The following is a 23,897-nucleotide window of genomic DNA, read 5'->3' as shown; positions in this document are numbered from 1 at the left end:
TACAAGAAAGGTGATGCTGATATATCGACAATACTTAATTCCATGTTTAGGTTTTACCCCTAAAAACACTATTATGAAATTTGCCAAAACCCTGGTGATAGCAGTGCTGCTTATCGCGGCTGCTGCCTGCCGTCACTCCAAAGAAAATGAGAAAGTCCTTCCATGCAATTTGGAATGCCGTGTGTTTACTTCCACCCTGTCCTTTAGGTTAATAGACGCTGCAACCAAACAAGATCTGGTGTTTGGTAGCTCCCCTCAGTTAAAGGTAGATAGTATCTTTATTTCAATTTCTGATACTTCACAATTGAGTCACCCTATTATTAATACGTTGGGTGATACAACGAATAAGTACTTACTTACAACTGTGATACCTAAGGGGAATCCTGTAAGGACGAACCTTTCCCTGCGACTGGACTTCAACTCTGGTGTAGTTAAAACACTTAATCTTACTACAGATTTTAAAACTGTCAATTGCTGCGGTGGTTTCGCAGATCATGTATGGCTAAATGGAGTTGAATATTCATCACAAACCACAGTGGTGGATATTCCTGTAAGCCAAAATTAAATTCGTATATGCTATAACGTTATACATCTTTGTATTGCAGATGTATGTAGCGGGTCTTCTTTTATTATCTGACTAAATTACATTTAATGAGAAATGTTATCCTTATTCTTACTGTAGCAGCATTGTTTTTTTCCTGTAAGAAAAGCGCAAAGGGCCCCGCTTGTGAAGGGGTTATTTGCGACTATTCGCATACTTTTTACTTTAGACTGGTAGACAAAACGACGCAAAAGAATCTCGTATTTGGAACCGATGCTACAATCGACAAAAAGAACGTAAGCATGTGGTATTACAATGCCATGGTTGAATTAGGAACCGCTAATGCCAACAATAGCAAAGGCTATTATATGCTGAATATGGCATATAGTTTAATGATGTCAGCGATGCCTATGAAGTTAGATGTTAAGTTTAAAAAAGCTAACAGTACAGATACTACCGTTATATCTATTAGGCCGGTTAGTGAGCCAGTAGGCTGTTGTGGACAGGTAGTAACCGGTGTTTATCTCAATAATAGCACCACCTTGACAAAAGCTAATAAAACAGATTATGTTATCGATATTCCAGTAGAGTAAAAGCTTATATCAATCTACATATACAGTCTATCCGGCATGCCGGATCCTAACGCAGCTGTTAACCCCACTAATTTCAGCTGAACATTGTTTTGCTCCAATCGTTATCTTTAGGATAATAAAACAGTTATCCAAATGACGATAAAAGAAGCACAGGAAAGAATAGACAACTGGATTAATACTACCGGAGTTCGCTATTTCAGTGAACTCACGAACATGGCTATACTCACTGAAGAAGTAGGGGAAGTAGCCCGTGTGATGGCCCGCAAATATGGCGATCAGTCTTCCAAAGAAAGTGATAGCAAAAAGGAATTGGCCGATGAACTGGCTGATGTAATGTGGGTATTGCTGTGTATTGCCAATCAAACTGGTGTAGATATGACCGTTGCCCTGGAGAAAAATTTCGACAAGAAAAACATCCGAGATGCAAATCGACATCTGAATAACCCTAAGCTGAAATAATATGCGTCCTATGAAAATTCCTGGCAGACTGAAAGTCATCTGGCATGTGCTAAAACAGTCCGGTAGCGATTTCCTGGATGACAAGGTGCTGAAGTTGAGTGCTGCCCTCTCCTACTATACTATATTCTCTATTGCGCCCATGCTTATTATCATCATCTTTCTGTGTGATATATTCCTGGGTAAGGAGTCAATTGAAGGCAGTGTTTATTCTCAGATTCGCTCGCTGGTAGGCAACGATGCTACCTTACAGATAAAATCAATGATCACAAATGCTACCTTATCCAATGATGTAAGCTGGGCCACTATTTTTGGTGGCGTTATGTTGGTGGTGGGCGCTACTGGAGTATTTGCTGAAATACAGGATTCTATTAATTTCATCTGGAAACTAAAAGCCAAACCGAAGAAGAGCGGTATCGTGAAGCTGTTGCTAAACAGACTACTCTCCTTTTCGCTGGTAGTAAGTATGGGCTTTATTCTGCTGGTTTCTCTCGCATTGAATGGCCTGATGGAGGTGATGAATCATCGGCTGCTGGCGGTTTTCCCGGAGGTGGAATATGTAGCCGTTTATGCAGCCAACCTGGTCATAACTTTCCTTGTTATTACTACGCTGTTTGCCATCATCTTTAAAGTACTTCCAGATGCTAAGATCCGTTGGAAAGATGTGCTGGTAGGGGCTATCGCCACTGCCACCCTTTTCATGATAGGGAAATTTGCCATTGGATTTTATCTCGGCGCCAGTAAAATTTCATCTGCTTATGGTGCTGCCGGGTCTATTGTGATCATTCTCCTGTGGGTGTATTATTCCGCAGCTATTCTTTATTTTGGGGCAGTATTCACCCGGGTGTGGGTACAATACTTCGGCTCTCGTATATATCCAAATGAGTATGCTATCTGGATGCAGGAGGTGTCAGTACCCGAAGAAAACAGTGAGCATACAGGTGAAGGTTGAGGAAATATTATTAATCAGTATCATACAGATGTTGAAATAATTACAACTGTATTTTCAAAATTGGCAATTATCTTTGCGCAACTATGTCTACAGAACAGAATTTATTCCAGGCGATCATATCGCATTGTAAAGAATACGGTTTTATCTTTCCGTCCAGCGAAATATACGACGGACTTAGCGCGGTATATGACTACGGTCAGAATGGTTCCGAGCTGAAAAAGAACATTAAGGACTACTGGTGGAAAAGCATGACCCAGCTGCATGAGAACATCGTCGGGATCGATGCTGCTATCTTTATGCATCCAACAACCTGGAAAGCTTCCGGACACGTAGATAACTTCTCTGATCCAATGATCGATAACAAGGATAGCAAAAAACGCTACCGTGTTGATCATCTCATCGAAGGCTTTGCGGAAAATTTAGCAAAAGAGCAGGCAGATGAGCTGCTGGCTACTATGGATAAACTGCTGGCCGAAAATGACTTTGCGGGTCTGAAATCCTTGATTGAAGAGAAAAAAATTGCCTGCACTGTAAGCGGAACCGTTAACTGGACAGATGTTCGTCAGTTCAACCTGATGTTCTCTACCCAGCTGGGAAGCGTTACAGATGAAGCAAGTGAAATATATCTGCGTCCTGAAACTGCACAGGGTATCTTCGTGAACTTCCTGAATGTGCAGAAAACCGGCCGTATGAAAGTGCCTTTCGGTATCGCGCAAATTGGTAAAGCATTCCGTAACGAAATCGTTGCTCGTCAGTTTATCTTCCGTATGCGTGAGTTTGAACAGATGGAAATGCAGTTCTTCGTACGCCCTGGCACACAGAAAGAGTGGTATGAGAAATGGAAACAGACTCGTATGGAATGGCACCTGAGCCTGGGTATTGATCCGGCTAAATACCGCTTCAAAGATCACGTGAAACTGGCGCACTACGCTGATGCTGCTGTGGATATCGAATTCGAATTCCCTATCGGTTTCAAAGAAGTGGAAGGTATCCACTCTCGTACAGACTTCGATCTGAAACAACACCAGGAATTCAGCAGAAAGAAAATTCAATACTTCGATACAGAGATCAATCAGAACTATGTTCCTTACGTAATTGAAACTTCAATTGGTTTGGACCGTATGTTCCTGCTGGTTATCTGCAATGCTTATGCAGAAGAGCAGATTGGTACAGAAGAAAAACCAGATACCCGTGTAGTATTACGTCTGCCGGCTAAACTGGCGCCTACTAAACTGGCTATTCTGCCATTAACTAAAAAAGATGGACTGCCTGAACTGGCAAGAGAACTGATGGATCAGTGCAAACCTTACTTCCACTGCTTCTACGAAGAGAAAGATGCTATTGGTAAGCGTTACCGCCGCCAGGATGCTATTGGTACTCCTTTCTGTGTAACTATCGACCACCAGACCAAAGAAGATGGTACTGTCACTGTTCGTCATCGCGATAGCATGGAGCAGGAACGTATCCCAATGTCTGAAGTGAGGAATTTGGTGATGAATGCAATATTCTAATCAATATTAATATAATTGCAAGGCCGTCTCTACTTAGTAGAGACGGCTTTTTTATTGACTATCCGTAAAGCTCCTGATGAATGGCTTTACGATCGTAACCCATGGCGGTAATTCTTTGTTTCGCCTCATCTATCATGGCTTTCCAGCCGCAGAGATAGAAGTTGGCAGGACGCTTGTCTTGTAATAACTCTTCGTAAATGCTATGTACATAGCCTTTACGGCCCGTCCATTGCTCTTCCCTACTCAGCGTAGGTATATAATGAAAGCCTGGAAATTCGGCTTCTAACTTCCGCATTTCATCAGCATACAATAAATCTTTTTCATACCTGCATCCAAATATCAGGTGTATATCTTTGTGAGGAATGCTATGCAATTTCAAAAATTTTGCCATGGCCCTGAATGGCGCAATGCCTGTGCCAGTACAGATAAGAAAAATTTCTGTGTCTAACGTTTCCGGCAATACGAATACGCCCAACGGACCACGAAGTAACAATTCACTCCCTTCTTTAATTTCATTGAAAAGATAAGTAGTGCCTGCACCTCCCTCCAGTAGTACGATTACCAACTCTATTTCATTGCTGCCATCGGGATGTGATGCAATAGAATAACTACGCCATCTTTTGTTCTTTTTCTCATGGATAGGAAGATCCAATGTTACAAACTGTCCTGGCTTAAAATCAAAAACATCCATATCTGGAATGCTGATCCAAAACCTGCGTGTGTTGTGGGTTTCGTCCACAATCTTGGTAACAATGCCGGTATGCCAGTTTTCAATCATGTAAAGTGGAATTTTCTTCACTGAATTTAAGCATTATCCAGTGCATTTTGACGAGAGCAGTTATAAAAAATATCTTCCTGTAATTTTATCTAAATGATTGAAAATTAAATAAATAATAAATAAATATATTTTTTATATAAAATATCCTATATCTAACTGTTGTTTCAAATGAAAAATGTTGAACTCCTGGTTGGTAGTGTAGCTGTCATGTTAGCCATTTATTCTTGTTCTAAATCTGACAACTCAACAAATAATTGTACGCAAATAATTGAAACACAAACCAACCCTGGTACAACCAATTTCACCTTTTCGTATAATGATAAAGGTTATCCGGTAACATCTACTATACTGTGAAAGGAAATGCGATTAATAAAACAGGAACGCAGCGTTTTGTTTATAAAAAATAGTTTGGTTGTCTAATACTGAATTACTAAAGGAAGGCCGCTAGCCTTCCTTTAGTAATTCAGTAACCAGGGAATAACGCCAATTTATCATGCTTAATATTCTTGCAGCTTTCGCTGAGTAACGGATCTATATTTGTAGTAACCATGTGCTTCTGCTAAAACCAAATAAGAAAGATGAAAAAGTTAGCCTATATCAGTTTACTGGTATCATTGTATACTACCGCTTGTAGTAAATCGGACGATCCACAGCCTTCCAAACCTAAAAAATCATTTGCATTATTGGATGCTGTAACGCTCAATGGTGCTGAAAATGGCCCGTTCACTACTCGTTACTTTTTTAATAGTGATAGTACGCTAAATAACTTGCAATTAAACGGTGCCGGCCCAATACCATACGTGTACGGCTTGTATTTTAAATATAACCCAGTAAATCAGTTGAATTATAGCCTGGAGTATAATACCTCCCCCGTGGATACCACCAGGAACCTCGATTTTTCCTATGATAATAAAGGATTGCTGACAAAAGTCGTCTTTGGTAATGGAAAATCCGGCTTTCTATATGAGTATAATAGCAAAGGACAGGTTACAAAGGTGCATTACCTCTTACAGGATGTTGAAACAGGTGTGGCCACCCTTCAGTATGATAATGGTGGTAATCTTGTGAAAAAAGAGCAGATTGACGCTGGAGGTGGAAAATTGAAAATAACATATAGGTATGATGATAAATTCAATGCGTGGGCTTCATTAGGAACCGGATATCTGTTGGCTAATCAGCTATTTTACAATTTAGGCCCCAATAATCTAATAGAAGTTCTGGTAACCGATGATCTGGGCATACTAATAAGCAAAGACGTTCATTCCTATACATACAGCAGCAACAATTACCCCTTGGCAGACAAGGTGCTGCATGTGAATAACAAAATTGATACAAGCTACATAGATTATTCCTTTTCATATAAATGATGCTATGTAGACTGCCTTGTACTAATGTTTTGTATTTTCTTATCCAGTAAGATTTTCAACTAATTGTAAATAAATAATATGCATGATTTTGTTTTTTATATATAAAATTTAATATTATTTATCCTTAAATGAAAAGATTACTACTTATTGGATTATGTGCATTTGCTGTATCCTGTACAAAAGAAGATAATCCTAAAATCGTTATTGATCCTCTCATACCATTTTCTGTTTTAGATTCAATTGTAGAAATGCATCCCAAAAATGATAGCAATACAGTGATACGATTTAATTACAATGCAGATTTACAGTTGATCAGTGGGCAATTTCTGCCATTTTCTAAACATCCTGATTGGAATGCAATAAACTGGACTCTCAAATACAATACTAATAAGCAATTGAGCATAATTAACACTGATTATACAACTGGTCATTATCAGGATACTTCCTACTATATAAATACAAAAAAACAGATTGTACAGCATTATTTTTCAGGTAAACTATCTTCAACAGACACGCTTTTATATAATGGTTCCGGGCAGGTGACGAAAGCGATCAACGTAAGTGAGTTCTCATTCAAAACAGATACCTTAATTTATGATGGATTGAAATTATTAGAAATTATGACGTATAATGGAACTATTGAACATAATGTTTTAATTGAGACGTATAAATATACCTATGATAATAGTCCGAATATTTATGCAAGTATTCAGATGCTTAGTATGCCTGGGTGGTTTAAAAACTATGTATTCCATCAACATTTTACTAGCCCCAACAATGTAACTAAAGTTGACTGGATAATCTACGGCGACACGCTTCGCGTTACTTATGCTTATCAGTTTGATTCCAGCCAAAAAACAGCAACAGCAAACGCGCACTATGGCTGGCTTAATAACGGAAGCACAGAGGAATATGGTTCGGATGATTTTACTATCAAATATTATTTTAGAAAATAGGATAACATATCAACGTTAAAAATAGAAAGAGATGCTTAAGAGGCATCTCTTTCTATTTTTAACGTTCTCCTGTAAGGAGAAATTTATTTTCTTCGTATCTTTGCAATCTTCATGAATTTACAGGCCGTAATAAATCTATATCAACGGGATGCACGCCTGCAGCCCCTGGTGAAAGGGATACAAACCCCCACCCCACAGTACTTCCAGCTGTCTAACCTGAATGGAAGTTCAATTAATTTTGTGGTGGTCAGCACCTGGGCACAGGCAGACGCAAACCATCTCTTTGTCCTCAACGATAAAGAGGAGGCGGCCTATTTTCAAAACGACCTGGAACAACTCTCCCAGGCACTCGATATCTTCTATTTTCCGGACTCTTTCAAGAAAACTGGCCAATTCACTGATCTCAACAGCAGTCATAGTATGTTGCGAACAGAAGCATTGATGAAGTTTTCAGGAGATGCTTCCCGGAAGAAAATACTGGTAACCTATCCTGAGGCTCTCTGGGAAAAAGTTGCTGCCAGTAAGGCGTTTAATTCCAACATGATCCAGCTCAAAGTAGGTGATGTACTCAAAGTAGATCCCCTGCTGGAAAAACTCGTAGAATGGGGCTTCCATTATACAGATTTCGTATATGAGCCAGGCCAGTATGCATTAAGAGGTGGTATCTTGGATATTTACTCCTTCGGTAATGATAAACCTTATCGTTTAGAATTATTTGGGGAAGATATTGATTCCATCCGCTTGTTTGATCCGGAAACACAGCTGTCCGAGCGCAAACTGAACCAGGTTACGCTCATCGCTAACATGGATACCCGCACAGTAGAGCACCAGAAAACTTCCCTGCTCGAATTCCTTCCGGAAAATACTATCGTATGGATGAAAGATCCAGAGTATATCCGTGGTGTGATCGAACAGATGGAACAACGACTGGATGATTTCCTGCAAACAGGTAATAAAGTTCGGGTAGATGAAGATGATGAAATGACCATCACAGAGGAAGACTTCGTGAAAGCCGCACCTATCATGGAACAGCTGCTCAAAAGAACAGCCATTACCTTTGGTAGCAAAAATTGGTTCACCGAAAACGGCCTCCAGGCAACAGATATATCTTTCGAAACGCATGAACAACCTGTGTTTAACAGGCAGTTCGATATGCTGTTGAAAGATCTGGCTACGCACAACAACAATAAGTATTCACTATTCATATTTGCTGACAATCCACGTCAGCTGGAACGTTTACGCTCCATCTTCGAAGACCTGAAAGCTTCTTTTGTATTCTATCCCATACCAACGCCTATCAGCAAAGGATTTATTGATCACACGCTGAAACTGGTATGTTATACAGATCATCAGATCTTCCAACGTTTTCATAAATCAAGGGTAAGACAAGCCTATAACAAGAACAAGGCTATTACCATGAAAACCCTGCGTGAACTGCAACCTGGCGATTATGTGACCCATATCGATCATGGTGTAGGTGTATACAGTGGTTTACAAAAAATTGAATCTGGTGGAAAAATGCAGGAAGCCATTCGTATTATTTACAAAAACAACGATCTGTTGTATGTAAATATCAACTCCCTGCACAAAATCAGTAAATATACCGGCAAAGAAGGTGTAGAGCCAAGAGTGAATAAGCTTGGTAGTGATGCCTGGGATAAGCTGAAAGAAAAGGCTAAAACACAGGTTAAAGACATTGCCAAAGACCTGATCCAACTCTATGCCGTTCGTAAAGCTCAGCAAGGATTCTCTCACACTCCGGATACCTATCTGCAAACAGAACTGGAAGCCTCCTTCATTTACGAGGATACCCCGGATCAAAGCAAGGCTACCGCTGATGTGAAACGTGATATGGAATCACCCTCTCCTATGGACCGCCTCGTATGCGGCGATGTAGGCTTCGGTAAAACAGAAGTAGCCGTTCGCGCGGCATTCAAATCCGTTGTCGATGGGAAACAGGCCGCGATTCTGGTACCTACCACCATCCTGGCTTTCCAGCACTACAAAACCTTTTCTGACCGCCTGAAAGACTTCCCTTGTACAGTGGATTATCTTAACAGGTTTAAATCTGCAAAAGAGAAGAAAGAAACACTTAAACGCCTCGAAGAAGGAAAAATAGATATCATCGTTGGTACCCACGCATTGCTGGGGAAAGATGTGAAATTCAAGGATATCGGTGTGCTTATCGTTGATGAAGAACAGAAATTTGGTGTAAGCGCTAAAGAGAAATTGAAACAAATCAAACACAATGTTGATACATTAACACTAACGGCAACGCCTATCCCAAGAACCTTGCAGTTCTCTCTGATGGGCGCCCGCGACCTTTCCATCATCAATACGCCGCCACCTAACAGGCAGCCTATCGAAACTGAAGTCCACGTGTTCGACCAGGATATGATCCGCGATGCGATCTATTATGAAACAGAACGCGGCGGCCAGGTATACTTCGTATACAACCGTGTAAAAGGTCTTGGAGAAATGTCGGCACTCATCCAGGGTTTATGCCCTGACCTGTCCATTGCTACGGCCCATGGTCAAATGGAAGGTCATCAACTGGAAGAAGTAATCCTCGATTTTATTGATCGTAAATACGATGTACTGGTTTGTACCAACATTGTAGAAAGCGGTGTGGATATCCCTAACGCCAATACGATCATCATCAATAATGCACATCACTTCGGCCTCAGCGACCTTCATCAGCTGCGCGGACGTGTAGGCCGTAGTAACAAGAAAGCATTCTGTTACCTCATCGCACCTCCAATGAGTACGCTGCCCGCCGATAGCCGCAAGCGCCTGCAAACACTGGAACAACACAGTGAGCTGGGTAGCGGGTTCCAGATAGCCATGCGCGATCTCGATATCCGCGGCGCCGGTAACCTGCTCGGTGGTGAACAAAGCGGGTTCATGGCCGAAATCGGCTTCGATATGTACCAGAAAATCCTGGACGAAGCTATCCGTGAACTCAAACAAAACGAATTCCGCGAGCTCTTTAAAGAACAACTGGAAGAGAAAAAAGACTTCGTTAGTGACTGTACCATCGATACAGACCTGGAAATACTCATCCCTGATACTTATATAGAAAGTATCCAGGAACGTTTGAATCTCTATCAGGAACTGGACAATATCGTTGAAGAAACCAAGTTGAAAGCCTTTGAAGCGGAACTCGTAGACCGTTTCGGACCATTGCCGGAACCAGTAAAAGACTTGCTCACCATGATCCGTTGCCGTTGGATGGCTATCCAGCTTGGCTTCGAAAAAATGATGCTCAAAGAAGAAAATCTCCGTTGTTATTTCATCAATAACCCGGATTCTCCTTACTTCGAATCTCCTACATTCAACCACCTGCTGACGTATATTCAAACCCGTACCAACAACGCCAAACTCAAACAAGTTGGTAAAAACTTCATGCTCGTAGGTAGTCGTATCAAAAATATGAACGACCTCTATGACTTTCTCAGAGGTATGACCGATAGCAGAAATGAAAAATAGTTAGCGATTTATAATCCATCTTTATAACCCGGATGCCCGCATCCGGAAATTTATTCATGTCCATGAATGCCTGCATGAGATTATAGCTCCTTTTTACTAAAATCTGTCCGCTCAGGTAAGAGCCATCTTCGCCGTTAAATAAAAATAGGCCGCTAAGCATAATAAGTATGCCTACCCTTGTAACTTTTTTTCTTTTGCAATCGTTTCAATAATAATTGATAACAGATTATTAAATAAATTATTTAAAAAATTTTTTCGACCCCTTATGGAATCCTGTCTGTACATAGCATCATGAGGGTGTTAAAACAAAAAAGCACATTTATTTACAAGAAAAAAGTTGAATCATGAAAAAGGTAATGTTATTAGCCGCAGGATTATTTTTAGCCGTTAGCACTTTTGCACAGAAAGCAGATGTTAAAGAACCTGAGAAGAAAATCGAAGTAACTGGTTCTGCAGAAATAGAAATCACTCCTGACGAAATCTACGTGAATATCTCCCTGAAAGAATACCAGAAAAATAAAAACAAAGTGGACATTTCCACACTGGAAAAACAGCTGGTGAAAGCCGTTGCAGATGCTGGTATTCCTAAAGAAAATCTGACCATCGAAAACGTTGCTGGTTCTAACTATACCTGGCCTCGTAAAAAGAAAGATCCAGTAGAATATATGGCGAGCAAACAATATCGTCTTAAACTGAACAAACTGGACAAAATCAATCAGATCCTCGATGCAGTAGATGCTGAAGGTATTGAAAACACCCGCATCATTTCTTACAGCTCTTCTAAAATGCAGGAATACCGCAAAGAAGCTAAAATAAAAGCTTTACAGGCTGCGAAAGCAAAAGCTGAATACATGGTAGCTGCCCTGGGCGAAAAAATGGGTAGCATCATCGAAATCCAGGAAATCAACACAGATAACTATTCTGATGTTATTCCGGTAATGGCACAGTACAGTGCTAAAGCTGCTATGAGCGATGCTTATACTTCTGATGTCGAGTTTAAAACTATCAAAGTTCGCGCGGAAGTAAGAACTGTTTTCTCTATCAAATAACTAATCAGTTACTGTTTTCAATAAAAAAGAGGGCTGTCCATACGGACAGCCCTCTTTCTATTTATAAATCTTACTAACTCAGATTAGAAGCTATATCTCAGACCCAGTTGCATTTGAGAACGTGATCCGAAGAAGTCAGTTGCGTAAGGAGTACCTGGGTTAGACCAAGTATAAACTGGCTGGTTGTTAGCCACAGATTTAGATTTCAGACCAACGCTGGAAGTAGAGTTGAAGGTGTTTGGAGAGAATGTCTGTACACCCCAGTTTTTATTCAGCAGGTTAGTCAGGTTCACGATATCATAAGTTAATGTGATAGTGTGAGTGCGTTTAGCAGTTTTGATGTTGAAATCCTGTGTCAGACGGAAGTCAGCCTGGTAGTTCCAAGGAGTACGACCACCGTTACGCTCAGTGAAGTTACCTTTACGACCGCTCAGGTATTTGTTGCCATCAACATAAGTCATGAAGTCAGCAGCTTGTTGTGCAGCAGTTTTGCCACCAGCGATATCCGCGAAGAACTTAGTTGCTTCAGTTACATCTTTAGGGATATAAGCTAAGCTAACCTGTTGTGGAGTACCCTGGATAGTAGCGTTCACGAAACCATAAGTGAATGCAGTACCTGACTGCGCATTGAAGAACAGGCTGAAGTTAGTTACCCATTTGCCTTTAGTACCCCAGTCTTGTCTGTAGTTAACAGTACCTACGATACGATGACGGATGTCGAAGTTAGAGTAAGCAAGACCTGGATTGTTAGGATTCAGGGCTTGGTTCAGCTGCCAGTTAGACTCCATTGAGTTACGAATACCGTTGGTGATATCTTTAGCCTGACCGTAAGTATAAGCAGTCATGAAGTTCAGACCCCAAGGGAATGTTTTGGTGATCTGACCGGTGATGCTATAACGGTAACCTTTATCTGTGTTAGATAACAGATAAGCGTTGGTGAACAGTGGGTTGATACCTTTACCAGAGTAGATAGGCTGTTGCTTATTTACATCATATGCATAGTAAGTAGGGTTGTCAACCAGGTTCACTTGCTGGAACATCAGGTCTTTGATAACTTTTGTATAGATACCTTCTACAGTGAATTTCCACTGATCAGCAGTTGTATAATCGAATGCGAGACTGCTTCTCCATACCTGTGGCATTTTGAAGTTGTTATCGATTAAGTCTACCTGAGTAGCACCTGCAGCATTATTAACATCTACACCATTCTGTTTTGCGAAATCAGCGATACCATTTGGAGATGGTTTAGCTGCTGGATTAGGCGTGTTTACAAAAGGTTTGCTGGCAGCTTTCTGATCATATGCACCATAAGTTACACCGTTGTTGTAGAACGCATAACCTAACCATGCAAAAGGAATACGACCTGTGAAGAAGCCGCTACCACCACGTAATACCATAGTGTTGTCACCTTTGATATCGTAGTTGAAACCTAAGCGTGGAGAAATCTGTACATTATTCAGGAAGTCATTCTTAATATCTGAAGGCTTAGTATAGGTATAAGTGGTACCGTAGTTAGGATCAACTGGAGCGTGGATAGTCTTGTCGCTCAGTGGTTGCTTGTTAGGAATACCAGTATAGTCTAAACGGATACCTGGAGTGATTTTGAAACGGTCAGTCAGTTGGATCTCATCCTGTCCGTACAGGCTCAACAGATTAGCTTTGAACTGCGCTGGAGGATTAGCCATGATCGCATCACGTGAGTTGTTGGTATAGTTGTAGTTACCACGAACGCGAGATGGGTTGTTATTCAGGAAGTCTTCTACTGAAGCATAGTCCAGACGACCGTTCCAGGAGTTAACAAAACCATAGGTGATGTTGTAGAACTCATTGTGAGTACCTATGGTGAATGTATTTTTACCTTTGAAGATGGTAACGTTATCGGTTACTTCAAAAGTTTTCTGTTTCATGTTAAAGATACTTGCTTCACGGTCAGTACCCAGGAAGATAGTAGTACCAGGAGTTCTACCAGCAATCTGGATCTGTGGAGTAGCAGGATCAGACAGTGGTGTACGATAGTCATGTACAGAAGAATAACCCAGGATCAAGCTGTTGGAAACAGATTGGTTGAAGTTACTTTTCAGCTCAGCTACTGTAGAAGTCTGATTGTTGGTTTGTTTGAAGTCAATGCCTTTGAAACGGAAGTTCTGTTGATCACGCTCCAGGTTAGTGGCTTCAGAAGTAATAGTGTTGTTACGCAGCGACAGGGTATGCTTAGCATTGATATGCCAGTCGAGGCGGTTGAAGAATTTGTTGGAGTTAGAATAGATGCTGGTGTTACCATAAGTGCCTGCGTCTACGCCATATTCTTTCATTTTAGCACTGATAGCTTGTGCATCAGCTTCGCTCAGAATGTTTGAAGACAGTTTAGAACCTGCAGCCAGGATCACTGGATCTACACGACGTGTAATCTCTTCGTTAGTGAAGAAGAATAATTTGTTTTTGATAATAGGGAAACCGAAACGAACACCAGTTTGGTAATCATGGAAATCGCTAGGCAGTTTAGAACCGTCGCCAGCTTTATCTTTACCGATCATGCCAGCAGTACGGCCATAACCATATACAGAACCATGGAATTCGTTGGTACCGCTGCGGGTTACAGCATTGATGCTACCACCGAGGAAGTTACCAACTTTAACATCAAATGGAGCCAGTAAAACCTGCACATCCTGGATTGCATCCAGAGATACTGGGTTTGTACGGGTAGAGCTACCTGGCTGACCGCTGGTGTTACTCTGTCCACCCAGTGAAGGGCTGAAACCAATAGCGTCATTGTTGATAGCACCATCCAGGGTTACGTTGTTGTAACGATAGTTAGTACCAAGGAAAGAGTTGTTGCTGCTCTGTGGAGTGATTTTAGTCATGTCCTGTAAGCTGCGGTTCAGGGAAGGAATACGTTTGATCTGCTCCTGACCTACTCTTGTACCTTGTTTGTTACCAGCAGCACCAGTAACTACTACCTCATTCAGGGATTTGCTTTCTTCGCCCAGTTTGAAAGTGAAGTTATTAGAACCTAATCCCAGATTGATGTCTGGTTTCTCTTCGCTCTTGTAACCGATGAAAGAAACAGTGATGGTATAAGGACCACCGGGATTGAGGTTAGTGAGGATATAGCGTCCTTCAGCATTTGTCTGAGTACCAGATTTGATACCAGTTGAAACGTTGAGTGCTACTACCGTTGCGCCAGGGATAGCCTGTCCTTTGTTGTCGGACACCTTCCCGGATACTGTTGATGTAGTTACCTGAGCTTGCGCACTGTAAAAGAACAATACTATAAAGCTAGCTAATAACGTAATAAATGATTTCATAAAAGTTGCTGTCTGTATTTACTCCGCAAAGCACGCAAAGCAATACAACCAGAATGTTAACGAATCATTACGGAATTGTTAAGAGAGCGATTTGGTTAACGTATTTAAATGGTTTTTATATTTTAAATGGTTTAAAAAGTATCAGTTCGATGAAGTTAGTGTTAACAGATTCCTTAGGTTATGTTAAATTTTAATTTCATGAGAACCAATTGCCGTAACTTATAACGGAGACCAATATACGCTAATGCATTGAACACAAATGCATAACAAAAAGCCCCGCTTATATAAGCAGGGCGGCGTAAAAACTTAAAACGATGATTTACTAATAATTAACTTGAAAAGTTCCGTCCGTTAAAGGTTTTTCAATTTCACCACTGGTTAAAGTACCGAAGAATGTTCCTTCGGCGTGTTTACTATTGATGCTAGTTAAATTAACTGTAACTCCGGTACTCACATTATAATATGATACAGTACCAGTGTTAATATCTGATAAGGTTATGAAGATGTCTGTAGTATATTTTCCCGCAATAGCCGTATCCGGAAATAATATCTGCAAATCCATATGTTGTTTGAAATTGTTAGTAACACCATCAATAATCAGGGTAGGCCTTCCCGTTTCCTTGTCCACTCCTAATGAACCCTCCGTAGAAGAAGATTGATAAATACTATCGCCAATCCTAAAGGTAAAATAGCTCTTAGGCGTTACATCTTTCTTGGTATCACATCCGGTGATAAACAGTCCCACAGCAAGTATTGCCGCTAACCATAGTTTAAATCGCATAATTTCAGTTTTTTGAGATGATATGCTTTTACCATTCACCGGAATGTATAAGGTGTCAATTCATAGGTATGGTAAATTGCTGGCCGTTACTGTCATTTTTCAGGCTCGACCAGCAATCTTTTTAAATCGACATAGGTCTGCCGGTTGCCATTTGGCATAGGGATAAAATGCAGTTGCAATATACTGCATATATTATAAATTATATAAATAAATTATAAAAAATATTTATTATACAATGAATGGTAATAACCTTTTCTCCCATAAACCCATATTTAACAATATTTTTTAAACCTAATCGGCTATAATTACGATCTTACGCCCCTAATAATCAATAGCGCACATTATGTCAGCGGAAGTGATAAAACAATTACAGGAAGCCGTGCAATTTTCTCCGGAAAATGTGCCCCTGCGTTTACATCTTGCACAGGTGCTCCTTCAGGATTACCAATACATTCAGGCCGAAGAACAATACAGGAAAGTCCTCGAACTTTCCCATGATAATATAGCCGCCCAACTGGGACTCGCCCGCACTTTCTACCATCAGCAGAAATATTCTGTTGCCATAGTAGTGCTGGAACAATTGGAACACCAGGAGCCAGACAACTTCGACGCTTTGCTGCTGCATTGCCGCATCCTCGTGAAGGAAAACTCCCTGGAAGCTGCCCGCGATCTCTATCAGCACATGCTGCAACTCAACCCTGGCTTCAGAGATGAAACCCTGGATGGTATCTTCAGAATGCCGCAACAACAGTATTCCGCAGCTGCTGAAGATGAAGAAGATGAAGAGATAGAAAAAATCTTCACACTGGAAAAACCAGAAATCAACTTCAATGATGTGGGGGGGATGACCAGAGAAAAACAGGAAATCGATCTGAAAATCATCAAGCCATTACAATTTCCTGATCTCTACAAAGCATACGGTAAAAAAGCCGGCGGCGGTATTTTATTATACGGTCCTCCAGGTTGTGGTAAAACCTACCTGGCAAGAGCTACGGCCGGTCAAATACAGGCTGAATTCATCAATGTAGGCATCCATGATGTATTGGATATGTGGATAGGAAATAGTGAAAAGAACCTCCATAGCTTATTTGAACTGGCCCGCCAGTCCAAACCTTGTGTACTGTTCTTCGATGAAGTAGATGCTTTAGGCGCTAACCGCACTTCTATGCGTAATAGTGGCGCCAGTCACCTCATCAACCAATTCCTGTCAGAAATGGACGGCATCGCCGCCAACAACGATAATGTACTCATCATCGGTGCAACAAACGCTCCATGGAGCCTGGACCCGGCATTCCGCCGCCCTGGCCGTTTCGACAGGATCATATTTGTAGCTCCTCCCGACCAGGAAGGCCGCGAAGAAATCCTTAAAATTCAATTGAGAAATAAACCTACAGAAGATATTGATTATCGCGCTATCGCTAAAGTTACTGCCGGATACTCAGGCGCCGACCTGAAAGCCATCGTAGACCTGGCGATAGAAGATAAACTCATGGAGGCACTACAGAAAGGAATCCCTCAACCAATTACACAAAAAGAACTCTTGAAGGCGGCTAAAACCCACAAGGCTACTACCAGGGAATGGTTTAACACAGCGCGCAACTACGCGCTCTATTCCAATGAGGCCGGCCTCTACGACGACGTTTTGAAATATCTTGATATTAAGAAATAAACTATGGCTTTTTTGATACAACGGGCTCACCTGCTGCTGCAACAAGGCCGCGTTCAGGATGCTGTTACCACATTAAGACAGCACCTGAGTACCTACGCCAATGATATAGACGGACTATATCTACTGGCAATCTGTTACCTGGAGCTGGATAATGTAGAAGAAGCAGAAAACATTATCAGCAACGCCATTGGTATGGCGCCTGCCGACGATCGCTTCTATTACCTGCGCTCTCGTATCGCATTTAATAAAAGCCAGTATAATGCCGCTATTACGGCCATCAGCGAGGCTGTAGCCATCGACCCTAACGTGGCCGGCTACTTCGGAATGTGGTCCCAAATACTGATACTTAAACGCGATTATAAAGAAGCACTGGAAAAAGCAGAAGAAGGCCTGGCTCTCGACCCGGAAAATGAAACCTGCTTGAACCTCCGCTCCACCGCCCTTTTTAACCTGGGCAAAAAAGAAGAAGCATTTTCAGATCTCCACATCGCACTGGAACATAATCCTGAAAATGCCTATACCCACGCCAATCTCGGTTGGAAACTGCTGGAAAATGGTGATCATAAAAAAGCATTGGAACATTTCCGCGAAGCTTTAAAAATCGACCCTAACCAGCAATGGGCTAAAAGCGGTATGGTACAAGCCATGCAAGCCCGCTACTGGCTATTTCGTATGTTCCTGAAATACCAGTTTTTCATGGGCCGCCTTAGCTCAGGAATGCAATGGGGCGTTATCATAGGACTATTCATCATCACCAGGGTCGCTAGTACATTGTTTTTTCCGCTGGCCGTATTATTGGCTATCGTGGCGGTTTCTACATGGCTGATAGGGCCAGTGAGTAACCTGTTCCTACGCCTGAATCCCTACGGACGATATGCACTCACCAAAGAACAAACACAGGTATCTTCCCTGGTAGGTGTCCTCATGGCTGTAGCTATCATAGCAGGATTTTCATTCTGGCTGACGGCCTTCACTCCTTTACTGGCGCTGGCTATCGCAAGCGCTGTAATGCTGCTGCCGGTTTCAAGCCTTTATAGCTCTGGCACGCCTAAAGGCCGACGCATTTTCCTGATCTATACACTGACCTTGTCCGCATTGTCTGTTGCAGGTATCACCTGGACATTCTTCGATAATGATCCATTTAATATATGCATGACCGTTATGGTCATTGGCGTATTTATCTACCAGCTAATGGCAAACTTTGTACTCACCAGAGAGAGATAATCTGGTAAGAAGATATAAAAAGAAAAGGTCTGGCATTGTCTGCCAGACCTTTTTATATAATACAGGTTAATCGTCTTATTAAGCGTCGATCTTCGCGTATTTAGCGTGAGATTCGATGAACTCTCTACGTGGAGGTACTTCGTCTCCCATCAGCATGCTGAACACACGGTCAGCTTCTGCAGCACTTTCAATAGTTACCTGCTTCAGCGTACGGTTCTCTGGGTTCATGGTAGTATCCCACAGCTGTTCTGCGTTCATCTCACCAAGACCTTTATATCGCTGTACAGTTACGCTGTCTTCACGGCCATTACCCGCAATACGAGCGATAGCTGCTTTACGTTGCTCTTCTGTCCAGCAGTATTCCTGCTCTTTACCTTTCTTAACGAGGTACAGTGGCGGCTGTGCGATATATACATAACCTTGTTCTACCATCGCTTTCATATAACGGAATACGAAGGTCAGGATCAACGTCGCAATGTGGCTACCATCCACGTCGGCATCCGTCATGATGATCAGCTTGTGATAGCGTAGTTTAGCGAGGTTCAAGGCTTTATCATCTTCTTCGGTACCGATGGTAACACCCAGCGCCGTGAAGATATTTTTGATCTCTTCGTTTTCGTAGATCTTATGCTCCATAGCTTTTTCTACGTTCAGGATTTTACCCCTGAGCGGCAGGATAGCCTGGAACTGACGGTTACGGCCCTGCTTAGCAGTACCACCCGCGGAGTCACCCTCAACCAGGTAGAGCTCACATTTTTGAGGATCATTATCAGAACAGTCAGCCAGTTTACCAGGTAAACCGCTACCCGTCATTACACTCTTACGCTGTACCAGCTGACGTGCTTTACGTGCTGCTTCACGTGCCTGCGCTGCCAATACCACCTTGTTGATAACGGTTTTGGCTTCACGAGGATGTTCTTCCAGGTAGGCTTCCAGTACGTTGGCAACAGAGCTGTCCACAATACCCATTACATCAGAGTTACCCAGCTTGGTTTTGGTCTGTCCCTCAAACTGAGGCTCAGGAACCTTTACGCTGATAACAGCGCTCAAACCTTCGCGGAAGTCATCTCCGGTAACTTCTACCTTAGATTTCTCAAATAATTTGTTCTTATCACCATAAGATTTGAAAACACGTGTAATAGCACGGCGGAAACCAGCTACGTGTGTACCACCTTCAATGGTGTTGATATTGTTTACGTAAGAGAAGATGCTTTCGCTGAATGAATCATTATACAGCAAAGCTACTTCTACGGCTACGTTAGCGTCTTTATCGTGAGCTTCAATGAAGATAGGCGCAGGAACCAGCGCATTTCTGCGACCGTTTTTATCCAGCATTTGTACAAACTCCTGGATACCACCTTCACTATAGAAAACTTCTTTGAATGGGTGTCCGTGTTCATCTTTATCACGATCGTCAGTGAGGGTGATTCGGATTTGACGGTTCAGATAAGCCAGTTCGCGTAAACGACCTGCCAGGATTTCCCTGTTATAGGTAGTTTCTTTGAAGATCTCGTTATCTGGTTTAAAATGTACAGTTGTACCAGTGTCGTCGCTCACACCAACTTCACGAACAGCATACTGCGGGATCCCGCGATGATACTCCTGTTCGAATAATTTACCATCACGACGTACAGTTACGTGCTGACGGCTACTTAATGCGTTTACGCAACTCACACCTACCCCGTGCAAACCACCGGATACCTTGTAAGTGTTTTTGTCGAACTTACCACCGGCGTGAAGTACGGTCATTACCACTTCCAGCGCAGAACGGCCTTCTTTCGGGATAATACCGACAGGAATACCACGTCCATCGTCCACAACACGGATGGAATTATCTTCTAAGATAGTTACATCAATGTTTTTGCAATATCCGGCCAAAGCCTCATCAATGGAGTTGTCTACCACCTCGTAAACAAGGTGATGTAAACCTTTGATTCCGATATCGCCAATGTACATGGCCGGGCGCTTGCGCACGGCTTCCAGTCCTTCCAATACCTGGATACTCCCCGCATCATAACCGTTGCTGGGGCTGGTTGCTTGCACTAATTCTTCGCTCATATGTTGGTGTAAAATCTATTAGAAATCTGTTTGAAATAAAATAAGTCGACAATCATGCAAAAGTACGAAAAATAAGGCTCATTTCCATAAAAAAGATACTGTTTTTAAGCCGGATGGATGTGTGTTTTTCTTTCTATATTTTTCCGGTTCCTACCGTCTCTTTAACCCCTTCCAGGATGGTTTTCCAGACAAGATTGAAAAAGGACTTATGAATATCCCGCTGCAGTACCGGCTTTGCGGTCCTTACTACCCCATTCTGGCCAGGATTACTGTCATGCAAGGCCAGGATATTGGCTACCAGGCTGATTAAACCCTTTCGTACATACCCCTTGCTGTCCTTGTCTTGCTCCAATATCGCGATTCTCAGATTGCTGTATAGTAATTTCAGGGTACCACTGGCCTTCATTTCATCCCCCTTGAGGTGGAAGGTTAACTCTTTCAGGTCACAGGAACGTATCTCTACTTTTCCTAACGGTTTAGTAACCGGGTTGAGATCTCTGCCATTCATGTTACTTAGTTCTCCTGATACTGCAAAGTTACCGGTTTTACTGCCTAAAGTAAAGTCAAAATGAGCTTTAAGCTTACCGCTACCCATGAAAATAGCATCCAAGTCGGCAGTCAGCTGATCATTGCTTTTCACCATGGAATCTATATTGGTAATATTCCTGAAATTCCCATTCACATTACTGAATCGCAACGTGCCACTTTGATGGGTGAGTGGACTGGTCTCGGTATACTGAATATTTACCCGCCTGCCTTCCAGCGTATCGATAAATAGAGGAATTGGAACTTTAGCCAGTTGTTGGTTAGGAAATTTACCGAGTTTATTCCCAGATGGCATAGGGGGCCTTCTGTCTCGGTAAATATCAATATCGCCGTGGATAACCATTTTATCTGCCCAAATCTGCTGTTCCTGCAACAGCTTTTTGATATTCAGGTGTTCGGTACTGATGTCTTCAAATGAAAGGTTGTAATAATCCTGCTGAAAGCCCAGTTTTTGCTGGAAATCTTCCTTGTTAAGGGTTGGCGATAGCTCAAACTGACCAATGTTAAATACCTGTGCAGCCGCATCATAGCTGATATTGCGGATATTTATCCAATACAGACTATCCTTACTTCTGAAACGATAATCTTTCATTTTAACCACGTAATTCCTGGCATATAGAATTCTACCTGGATCTTCCAGTGCCAGCGAATCTATCAGAAAATCATTAACCTGGATTCCCAGGTTCCGGAACTGGTGTATAATTCGAGAGGAATCCTTCCTGATAAACGTGTACTTGAGATTGGTACTATCCAATTGCAAGGTTTTTATCAGAATAAATTTCATTTTGGAAGATATATGCTGGTAGGCTGTTTCGGGCTTACTGGTGTCTACTATATTTTCATTATGCTCTATGATGAGATCAGGAGCAATTACCGTTAGAGAACCGGCACGAAGTTCTTTCCCTCGGAAATATCGCAAGGGTCTAAAGTATTTCAGACGTAGTTCTTCTACAGTAAATTGATAGGTTTCTGCGGGAGCGATATGCAGTGCCAACATTTTCTCATATACCACGGTATCCAGGCGCATACTGGCTTTTTCTACGGTTAGGCTGCCAGTAAATACATTCAGTCTTACCTCTTTGAATTCAGCGATATATAGACCATCTGAAATATCATGTACATAAGATTTAAGCTCACTTCTTATCGTTTTGTTCCAATGTATATTCAGATAAATACCCAGGCCTAAGATCAGGATGATAAGCGCCCCCAGTACGATCAGCAATACTTTTAAACCCTTATTAATATGAAATTTCCTTTTCATGTATAATGGAAGTAAACGAAAATTACGGAAAATGGTTGTCTTGCTAATACGGAAAAATTTATTCAGCTTTGTTGAATACATCGAAAATTATCGATGAATTGTAACTCAATTGTCATATCCATTTTGAATTAATTCTGAATTCCTAAATTTGTGACGGATTTAACACTAGCGCGATGAAAGAAGTACAGGAAATATTGTCACTGGCCATTCCTCAGCCTGCCATGAGCGATCAGTTGCAAATGGTTGAGCAGGACAATGTGTCGGTGCCTGACTGTCTCGATTTCACCTTACAGCGGTTTACTTACGATAAGCCATTGCCGGTGGAAGACGTTGCTATGGTGGTATATCAGCCTGCTAAGCGTGGCAGTTCTGCAGCGATAGAACTACGATACTGTGTGGCAGGTAATAAATACTGCCAAAATCCAACTTGTACAGACCAGGCTTGCGCAGATGGCAAGAAAGGTGAATGTAAAGATCAGTCGCCTACTGTTGACCTGATTACCGTACGATTCCAGCCTGCGTTTATACAATCCCTACAGAAGGGCTCTACAACGGTTTCCTTCCTGGAAATGCAGAGCCGAAAACCATTTGTGAAAACTATCCAGCCATGCACCAAATCCAAAGGTGTATTAGAGACGATGGTCCATCACAATTACGAAGGGATGTTGAAGAACATCTTTTTACAAAGTAAAGCACTAGAGCTGTTATTATTTAGCTCTGATCAGTTTATAGAGAACGATACCGACGAGCGTTATGGTTGTCGTTTCCTGACACAGATGGAAGACCGTGAGAAGATTGAGAAAGCGCGTTCTATATTACTGGAACAGCTGGATTCGCCGGTTACCATTCGTGATCTTGCCCGCAGAGTGGCCATGAATGAATGTTACCTGAAGAAAGGTTTCAAGGCTATGTATGGTACAACTATCTACGATTATTTCCAGAAAGAGCGTATGGAAAAGGCGAAAGGTTTGTTGTATGAAAAGGGTATGTCAGTGTCGGAAGTAGCTATGTTGATGGGATATTCCTGTATTTCCCATTTTTCTACTGCATTTAAGAAGCACACCGGCCTCAAGCCTTGTGAATTGCTGCTTCGTTAAACCCGCTACCACAAAGGGTCTAAAGTATTTTCCCATTTTGATTAATAGTTTTCCCGATCCGATATTACGAAGCCGGAATATCGTCGTTTCTTTGTAAGACGATAAGCAGATATCTATCCGCAATTCCATAAGCTTCCTTATCAGATTTGACCATGGAAGAAACTTTAACTGGCAATTAAGTAAGTAAAGCCAAAAATACTTGCCTTTCATATCAAACACCGTTGAATAAAAGTGCAATTTTTGCCAGGAAAGATTTCGACCACA

18 protein-coding genes are annotated in these 23,897 nt (G+C 41.8%); 13 read left to right on the top strand and 5 right to left on the bottom strand.

Annotation, left to right across the window (positions count from 1 at the left end; translation table 11 throughout):
* Window positions 1–73 precede the first annotated feature (73 nt).
* The 5 genes from ACE38W_RS10385 to ACE38W_RS10365 all read left to right on the top strand — a co-directional run bounded on the left by ACE38W_RS10385 (window position 74) and on the right by ACE38W_RS10365 (window position 4,053).
* Window positions 74–565, top strand: coding sequence for a hypothetical protein (locus ACE38W_RS10385; protein WP_375830635.1), 492 nt, complete (start codon window positions 74–76; stop codon window positions 563–565).
* Window positions 566–651: 86 nt separating this feature from the next.
* Window positions 652–1,134 (top strand): hypothetical protein, encoded by a 483-nt coding sequence (locus ACE38W_RS10380; protein ID WP_375830631.1) that lies wholly within the window; start codon window positions 652–654, stop codon window positions 1,132–1,134.
* A gap of 132 nt (window positions 1,135–1,266) precedes the next feature.
* On the top strand, window positions 1,267–1,593 hold the full coding sequence (locus ACE38W_RS10375) for a nucleotide pyrophosphohydrolase (RefSeq protein ID WP_375830629.1): 327 nt from the start codon (window positions 1,267–1,269) through the stop codon (window positions 1,591–1,593).
* A gap of 1 nt (window position 1,594) precedes the next feature.
* On the top strand, window positions 1,595–2,542 hold the full coding sequence (locus tag ACE38W_RS10370) for a YihY/virulence factor BrkB family protein (protein WP_375830627.1): 948 nt from the start codon (window positions 1,595–1,597) through the stop codon (window positions 2,540–2,542).
* 83 nt (window positions 2,543–2,625) lie between these two features.
* On the top strand, window positions 2,626–4,053 hold the full coding sequence (locus ACE38W_RS10365; protein ID WP_375830626.1) for a glycine--tRNA ligase: 1,428 nt from the start codon (window positions 2,626–2,628) through the stop codon (window positions 4,051–4,053).
* A gap of 58 nt (window positions 4,054–4,111) precedes the next feature.
* Here the strand turns inward: ACE38W_RS10365 and ACE38W_RS10360 are convergent, their stop codons facing one another.
* Window positions 4,112–4,831 (bottom strand): ferredoxin--NADP reductase, encoded by a 720-nt coding sequence (locus tag ACE38W_RS10360; RefSeq protein WP_375830624.1) that lies wholly within the window; start codon window positions 4,829–4,831, stop codon window positions 4,112–4,114.
* Window positions 4,832–4,999: 168 nt separating this feature from the next.
* Here ACE38W_RS10360 and ACE38W_RS10355 point away from each other — a divergent pair, with 168 nt between their 5' ends.
* The 5 genes from ACE38W_RS10355 (at window position 5,000) to ACE38W_RS10335 (ending at window position 11,692) form a co-directional block, all read left to right on the top strand.
* On the top strand, window positions 5,000–5,185 hold the full coding sequence (locus tag ACE38W_RS10355) for a hypothetical protein (protein ID WP_375830623.1): 186 nt from the start codon (window positions 5,000–5,002) through the stop codon (window positions 5,183–5,185).
* 224 nt (window positions 5,186–5,409) lie between these two features.
* Complete coding sequence (locus ACE38W_RS10350) at window positions 5,410–6,198, top strand: hypothetical protein (protein WP_375830621.1); 789 nt, start codon at window positions 5,410–5,412, stop codon at window positions 6,196–6,198.
* 128 nt (window positions 6,199–6,326) lie between these two features.
* Window positions 6,327–7,154, top strand: a complete 828-nt coding sequence (locus tag ACE38W_RS10345; RefSeq protein ID WP_375830619.1) for a hypothetical protein — start codon at window positions 6,327–6,329, stop codon at window positions 7,152–7,154.
* Window positions 7,155–7,265: 111 nt separating this feature from the next.
* Window positions 7,266–10,643: a transcription-repair coupling factor gene (gene mfd, locus ACE38W_RS10340; protein WP_375830617.1), complete on the top strand. Its 3,378-nt coding sequence runs from the start codon at window positions 7,266–7,268 to the stop codon at window positions 10,641–10,643.
* 344 nt (window positions 10,644–10,987) lie between these two features.
* Window positions 10,988–11,692 carry an SIMPL domain-containing protein gene (locus ACE38W_RS10335; protein WP_375830615.1) on the top strand — a complete coding sequence of 235 codons (705 nt, stop codon included), beginning with the start codon at window positions 10,988–10,990 and terminating at the stop codon, window positions 11,690–11,692.
* Window positions 11,693–11,775: 83 nt separating this feature from the next.
* Here the strand turns inward: ACE38W_RS10335 and ACE38W_RS10330 are convergent, their stop codons facing one another.
* Both ACE38W_RS10330 and ACE38W_RS10325 read right to left on the bottom strand, forming a co-directional pair.
* Window positions 11,776–14,997 (bottom strand): carboxypeptidase regulatory-like domain-containing protein, encoded by a 3,222-nt coding sequence (locus ACE38W_RS10330; RefSeq protein ID WP_375830614.1) that lies wholly within the window; start codon window positions 14,995–14,997, stop codon window positions 11,776–11,778.
* 322 nt (window positions 14,998–15,319) lie between these two features.
* Window positions 15,320–15,778, bottom strand: coding sequence for a hypothetical protein (locus tag ACE38W_RS10325; RefSeq protein WP_375830613.1), 459 nt, complete (start codon window positions 15,776–15,778; stop codon window positions 15,320–15,322).
* Between the two features lie 343 nt (window positions 15,779–16,121).
* On the opposite strand from ACE38W_RS10325, the gene ACE38W_RS10320 reads away from it, so the two are divergent.
* Both ACE38W_RS10320 and ACE38W_RS10315 read left to right on the top strand, forming a co-directional pair.
* Entirely contained in the window at window positions 16,122–17,447 is a 1,326-nt protein-coding gene (locus tag ACE38W_RS10320) for an AAA family ATPase (protein WP_375830611.1), read from the top strand.
* A 3-nt stretch (window positions 17,448–17,450) separates the two neighbouring features.
* Window positions 17,451–18,671 (top strand): tetratricopeptide repeat protein, encoded by a 1,221-nt coding sequence (locus tag ACE38W_RS10315; RefSeq protein ID WP_375830610.1) that lies wholly within the window; start codon window positions 17,451–17,453, stop codon window positions 18,669–18,671.
* Between the two features lie 78 nt (window positions 18,672–18,749).
* Here the strand turns inward: ACE38W_RS10315 and gyrB are convergent, their stop codons facing one another.
* Window positions 18,750–20,729, bottom strand: a complete 1,980-nt coding sequence (gene gyrB, locus ACE38W_RS10310) for a DNA topoisomerase (ATP-hydrolyzing) subunit B (protein WP_375830608.1) — start codon at window positions 20,727–20,729, stop codon at window positions 18,750–18,752.
* Window positions 20,730–20,862: 133 nt separating this feature from the next.
* Window positions 20,863–22,536 (bottom strand): hypothetical protein, encoded by a 1,674-nt coding sequence (locus tag ACE38W_RS10305; RefSeq protein WP_375830607.1) that lies wholly within the window; start codon window positions 22,534–22,536, stop codon window positions 20,863–20,865.
* A gap of 173 nt (window positions 22,537–22,709) precedes the next feature.
* On the opposite strand from ACE38W_RS10305, the gene ACE38W_RS10300 reads away from it, so the two are divergent.
* Window positions 22,710–23,633, top strand: coding sequence for a helix-turn-helix domain-containing protein (locus tag ACE38W_RS10300; RefSeq protein WP_375830606.1), 924 nt, complete (start codon window positions 22,710–22,712; stop codon window positions 23,631–23,633).
* Window positions 23,634–23,897 lie beyond the last annotated feature (264 nt).

This window comes from Chitinophaga sp. Hz27, from assembly GCF_042263525.1.
Classification (GTDB): domain Bacteria; phylum Bacteroidota; class Bacteroidia; order Chitinophagales; family Chitinophagaceae; genus Chitinophaga.
Note: the sequence above shows the minus strand (reverse complement) of the source record. Positions and strands in the feature narration are given on the sequence as shown.

Excerpts from the sequence above, each read along its gene's own strand:
- ACE38W_RS10385 (WP_375830635.1), top strand. The coding sequence starts at position 74 with ATGAAATTTGCCAAAACCCTGGTGATAGCAGTGCTGCTTATCGCGGCT.
- ACE38W_RS10380 (WP_375830631.1), top strand. The coding sequence starts at position 652 with ATGAGAAATGTTATCCTTATTCTTACTGTAGCAGCATTGTTTTTTTCC.
- ACE38W_RS10375 (WP_375830629.1), top strand. The coding sequence starts at position 1,267 with ATGACGATAAAAGAAGCACAGGAAAGAATAGACAACTGGATTAATACT.
- ACE38W_RS10370 (WP_375830627.1), top strand. The coding sequence starts at position 1,595 with ATGCGTCCTATGAAAATTCCTGGCAGACTGAAAGTCATCTGGCATGTG.
- ACE38W_RS10365 (WP_375830626.1), top strand. The coding sequence starts at position 2,626 with ATGTCTACAGAACAGAATTTATTCCAGGCGATCATATCGCATTGTAAA.
- ACE38W_RS10360 (WP_375830624.1), bottom strand. The coding sequence starts at position 4,831 with ATGATTGAAAACTGGCATACCGGCATTGTTACCAAGATTGTGGACGAA.
- ACE38W_RS10355 (WP_375830623.1), top strand. The coding sequence starts at position 5,000 with ATGAAAAATGTTGAACTCCTGGTTGGTAGTGTAGCTGTCATGTTAGCC.
- ACE38W_RS10350 (WP_375830621.1), top strand. The coding sequence starts at position 5,410 with ATGAAAAAGTTAGCCTATATCAGTTTACTGGTATCATTGTATACTACC.
- ACE38W_RS10345 (WP_375830619.1), top strand. The coding sequence starts at position 6,327 with ATGAAAAGATTACTACTTATTGGATTATGTGCATTTGCTGTATCCTGT.
- mfd (WP_375830617.1), top strand. The coding sequence starts at position 7,266 with ATGAATTTACAGGCCGTAATAAATCTATATCAACGGGATGCACGCCTG.
- ACE38W_RS10335 (WP_375830615.1), top strand. The coding sequence starts at position 10,988 with ATGAAAAAGGTAATGTTATTAGCCGCAGGATTATTTTTAGCCGTTAGC.
- ACE38W_RS10330 (WP_375830614.1), bottom strand. The coding sequence starts at position 14,997 with ATGAAATCATTTATTACGTTATTAGCTAGCTTTATAGTATTGTTCTTT.
- ACE38W_RS10325 (WP_375830613.1), bottom strand. The coding sequence starts at position 15,778 with ATGCGATTTAAACTATGGTTAGCGGCAATACTTGCTGTGGGACTGTTT.
- ACE38W_RS10320 (WP_375830611.1), top strand. The coding sequence starts at position 16,122 with ATGTCAGCGGAAGTGATAAAACAATTACAGGAAGCCGTGCAATTTTCT.
- ACE38W_RS10315 (WP_375830610.1), top strand. The coding sequence starts at position 17,451 with ATGGCTTTTTTGATACAACGGGCTCACCTGCTGCTGCAACAAGGCCGC.
- gyrB (WP_375830608.1), bottom strand. The coding sequence starts at position 20,729 with ATGAGCGAAGAATTAGTGCAAGCAACCAGCCCCAGCAACGGTTATGAT.
- ACE38W_RS10305 (WP_375830607.1), bottom strand. The coding sequence starts at position 22,536 with ATGAAAAGGAAATTTCATATTAATAAGGGTTTAAAAGTATTGCTGATC.
- ACE38W_RS10300 (WP_375830606.1), top strand. The coding sequence starts at position 22,710 with ATGAAAGAAGTACAGGAAATATTGTCACTGGCCATTCCTCAGCCTGCC.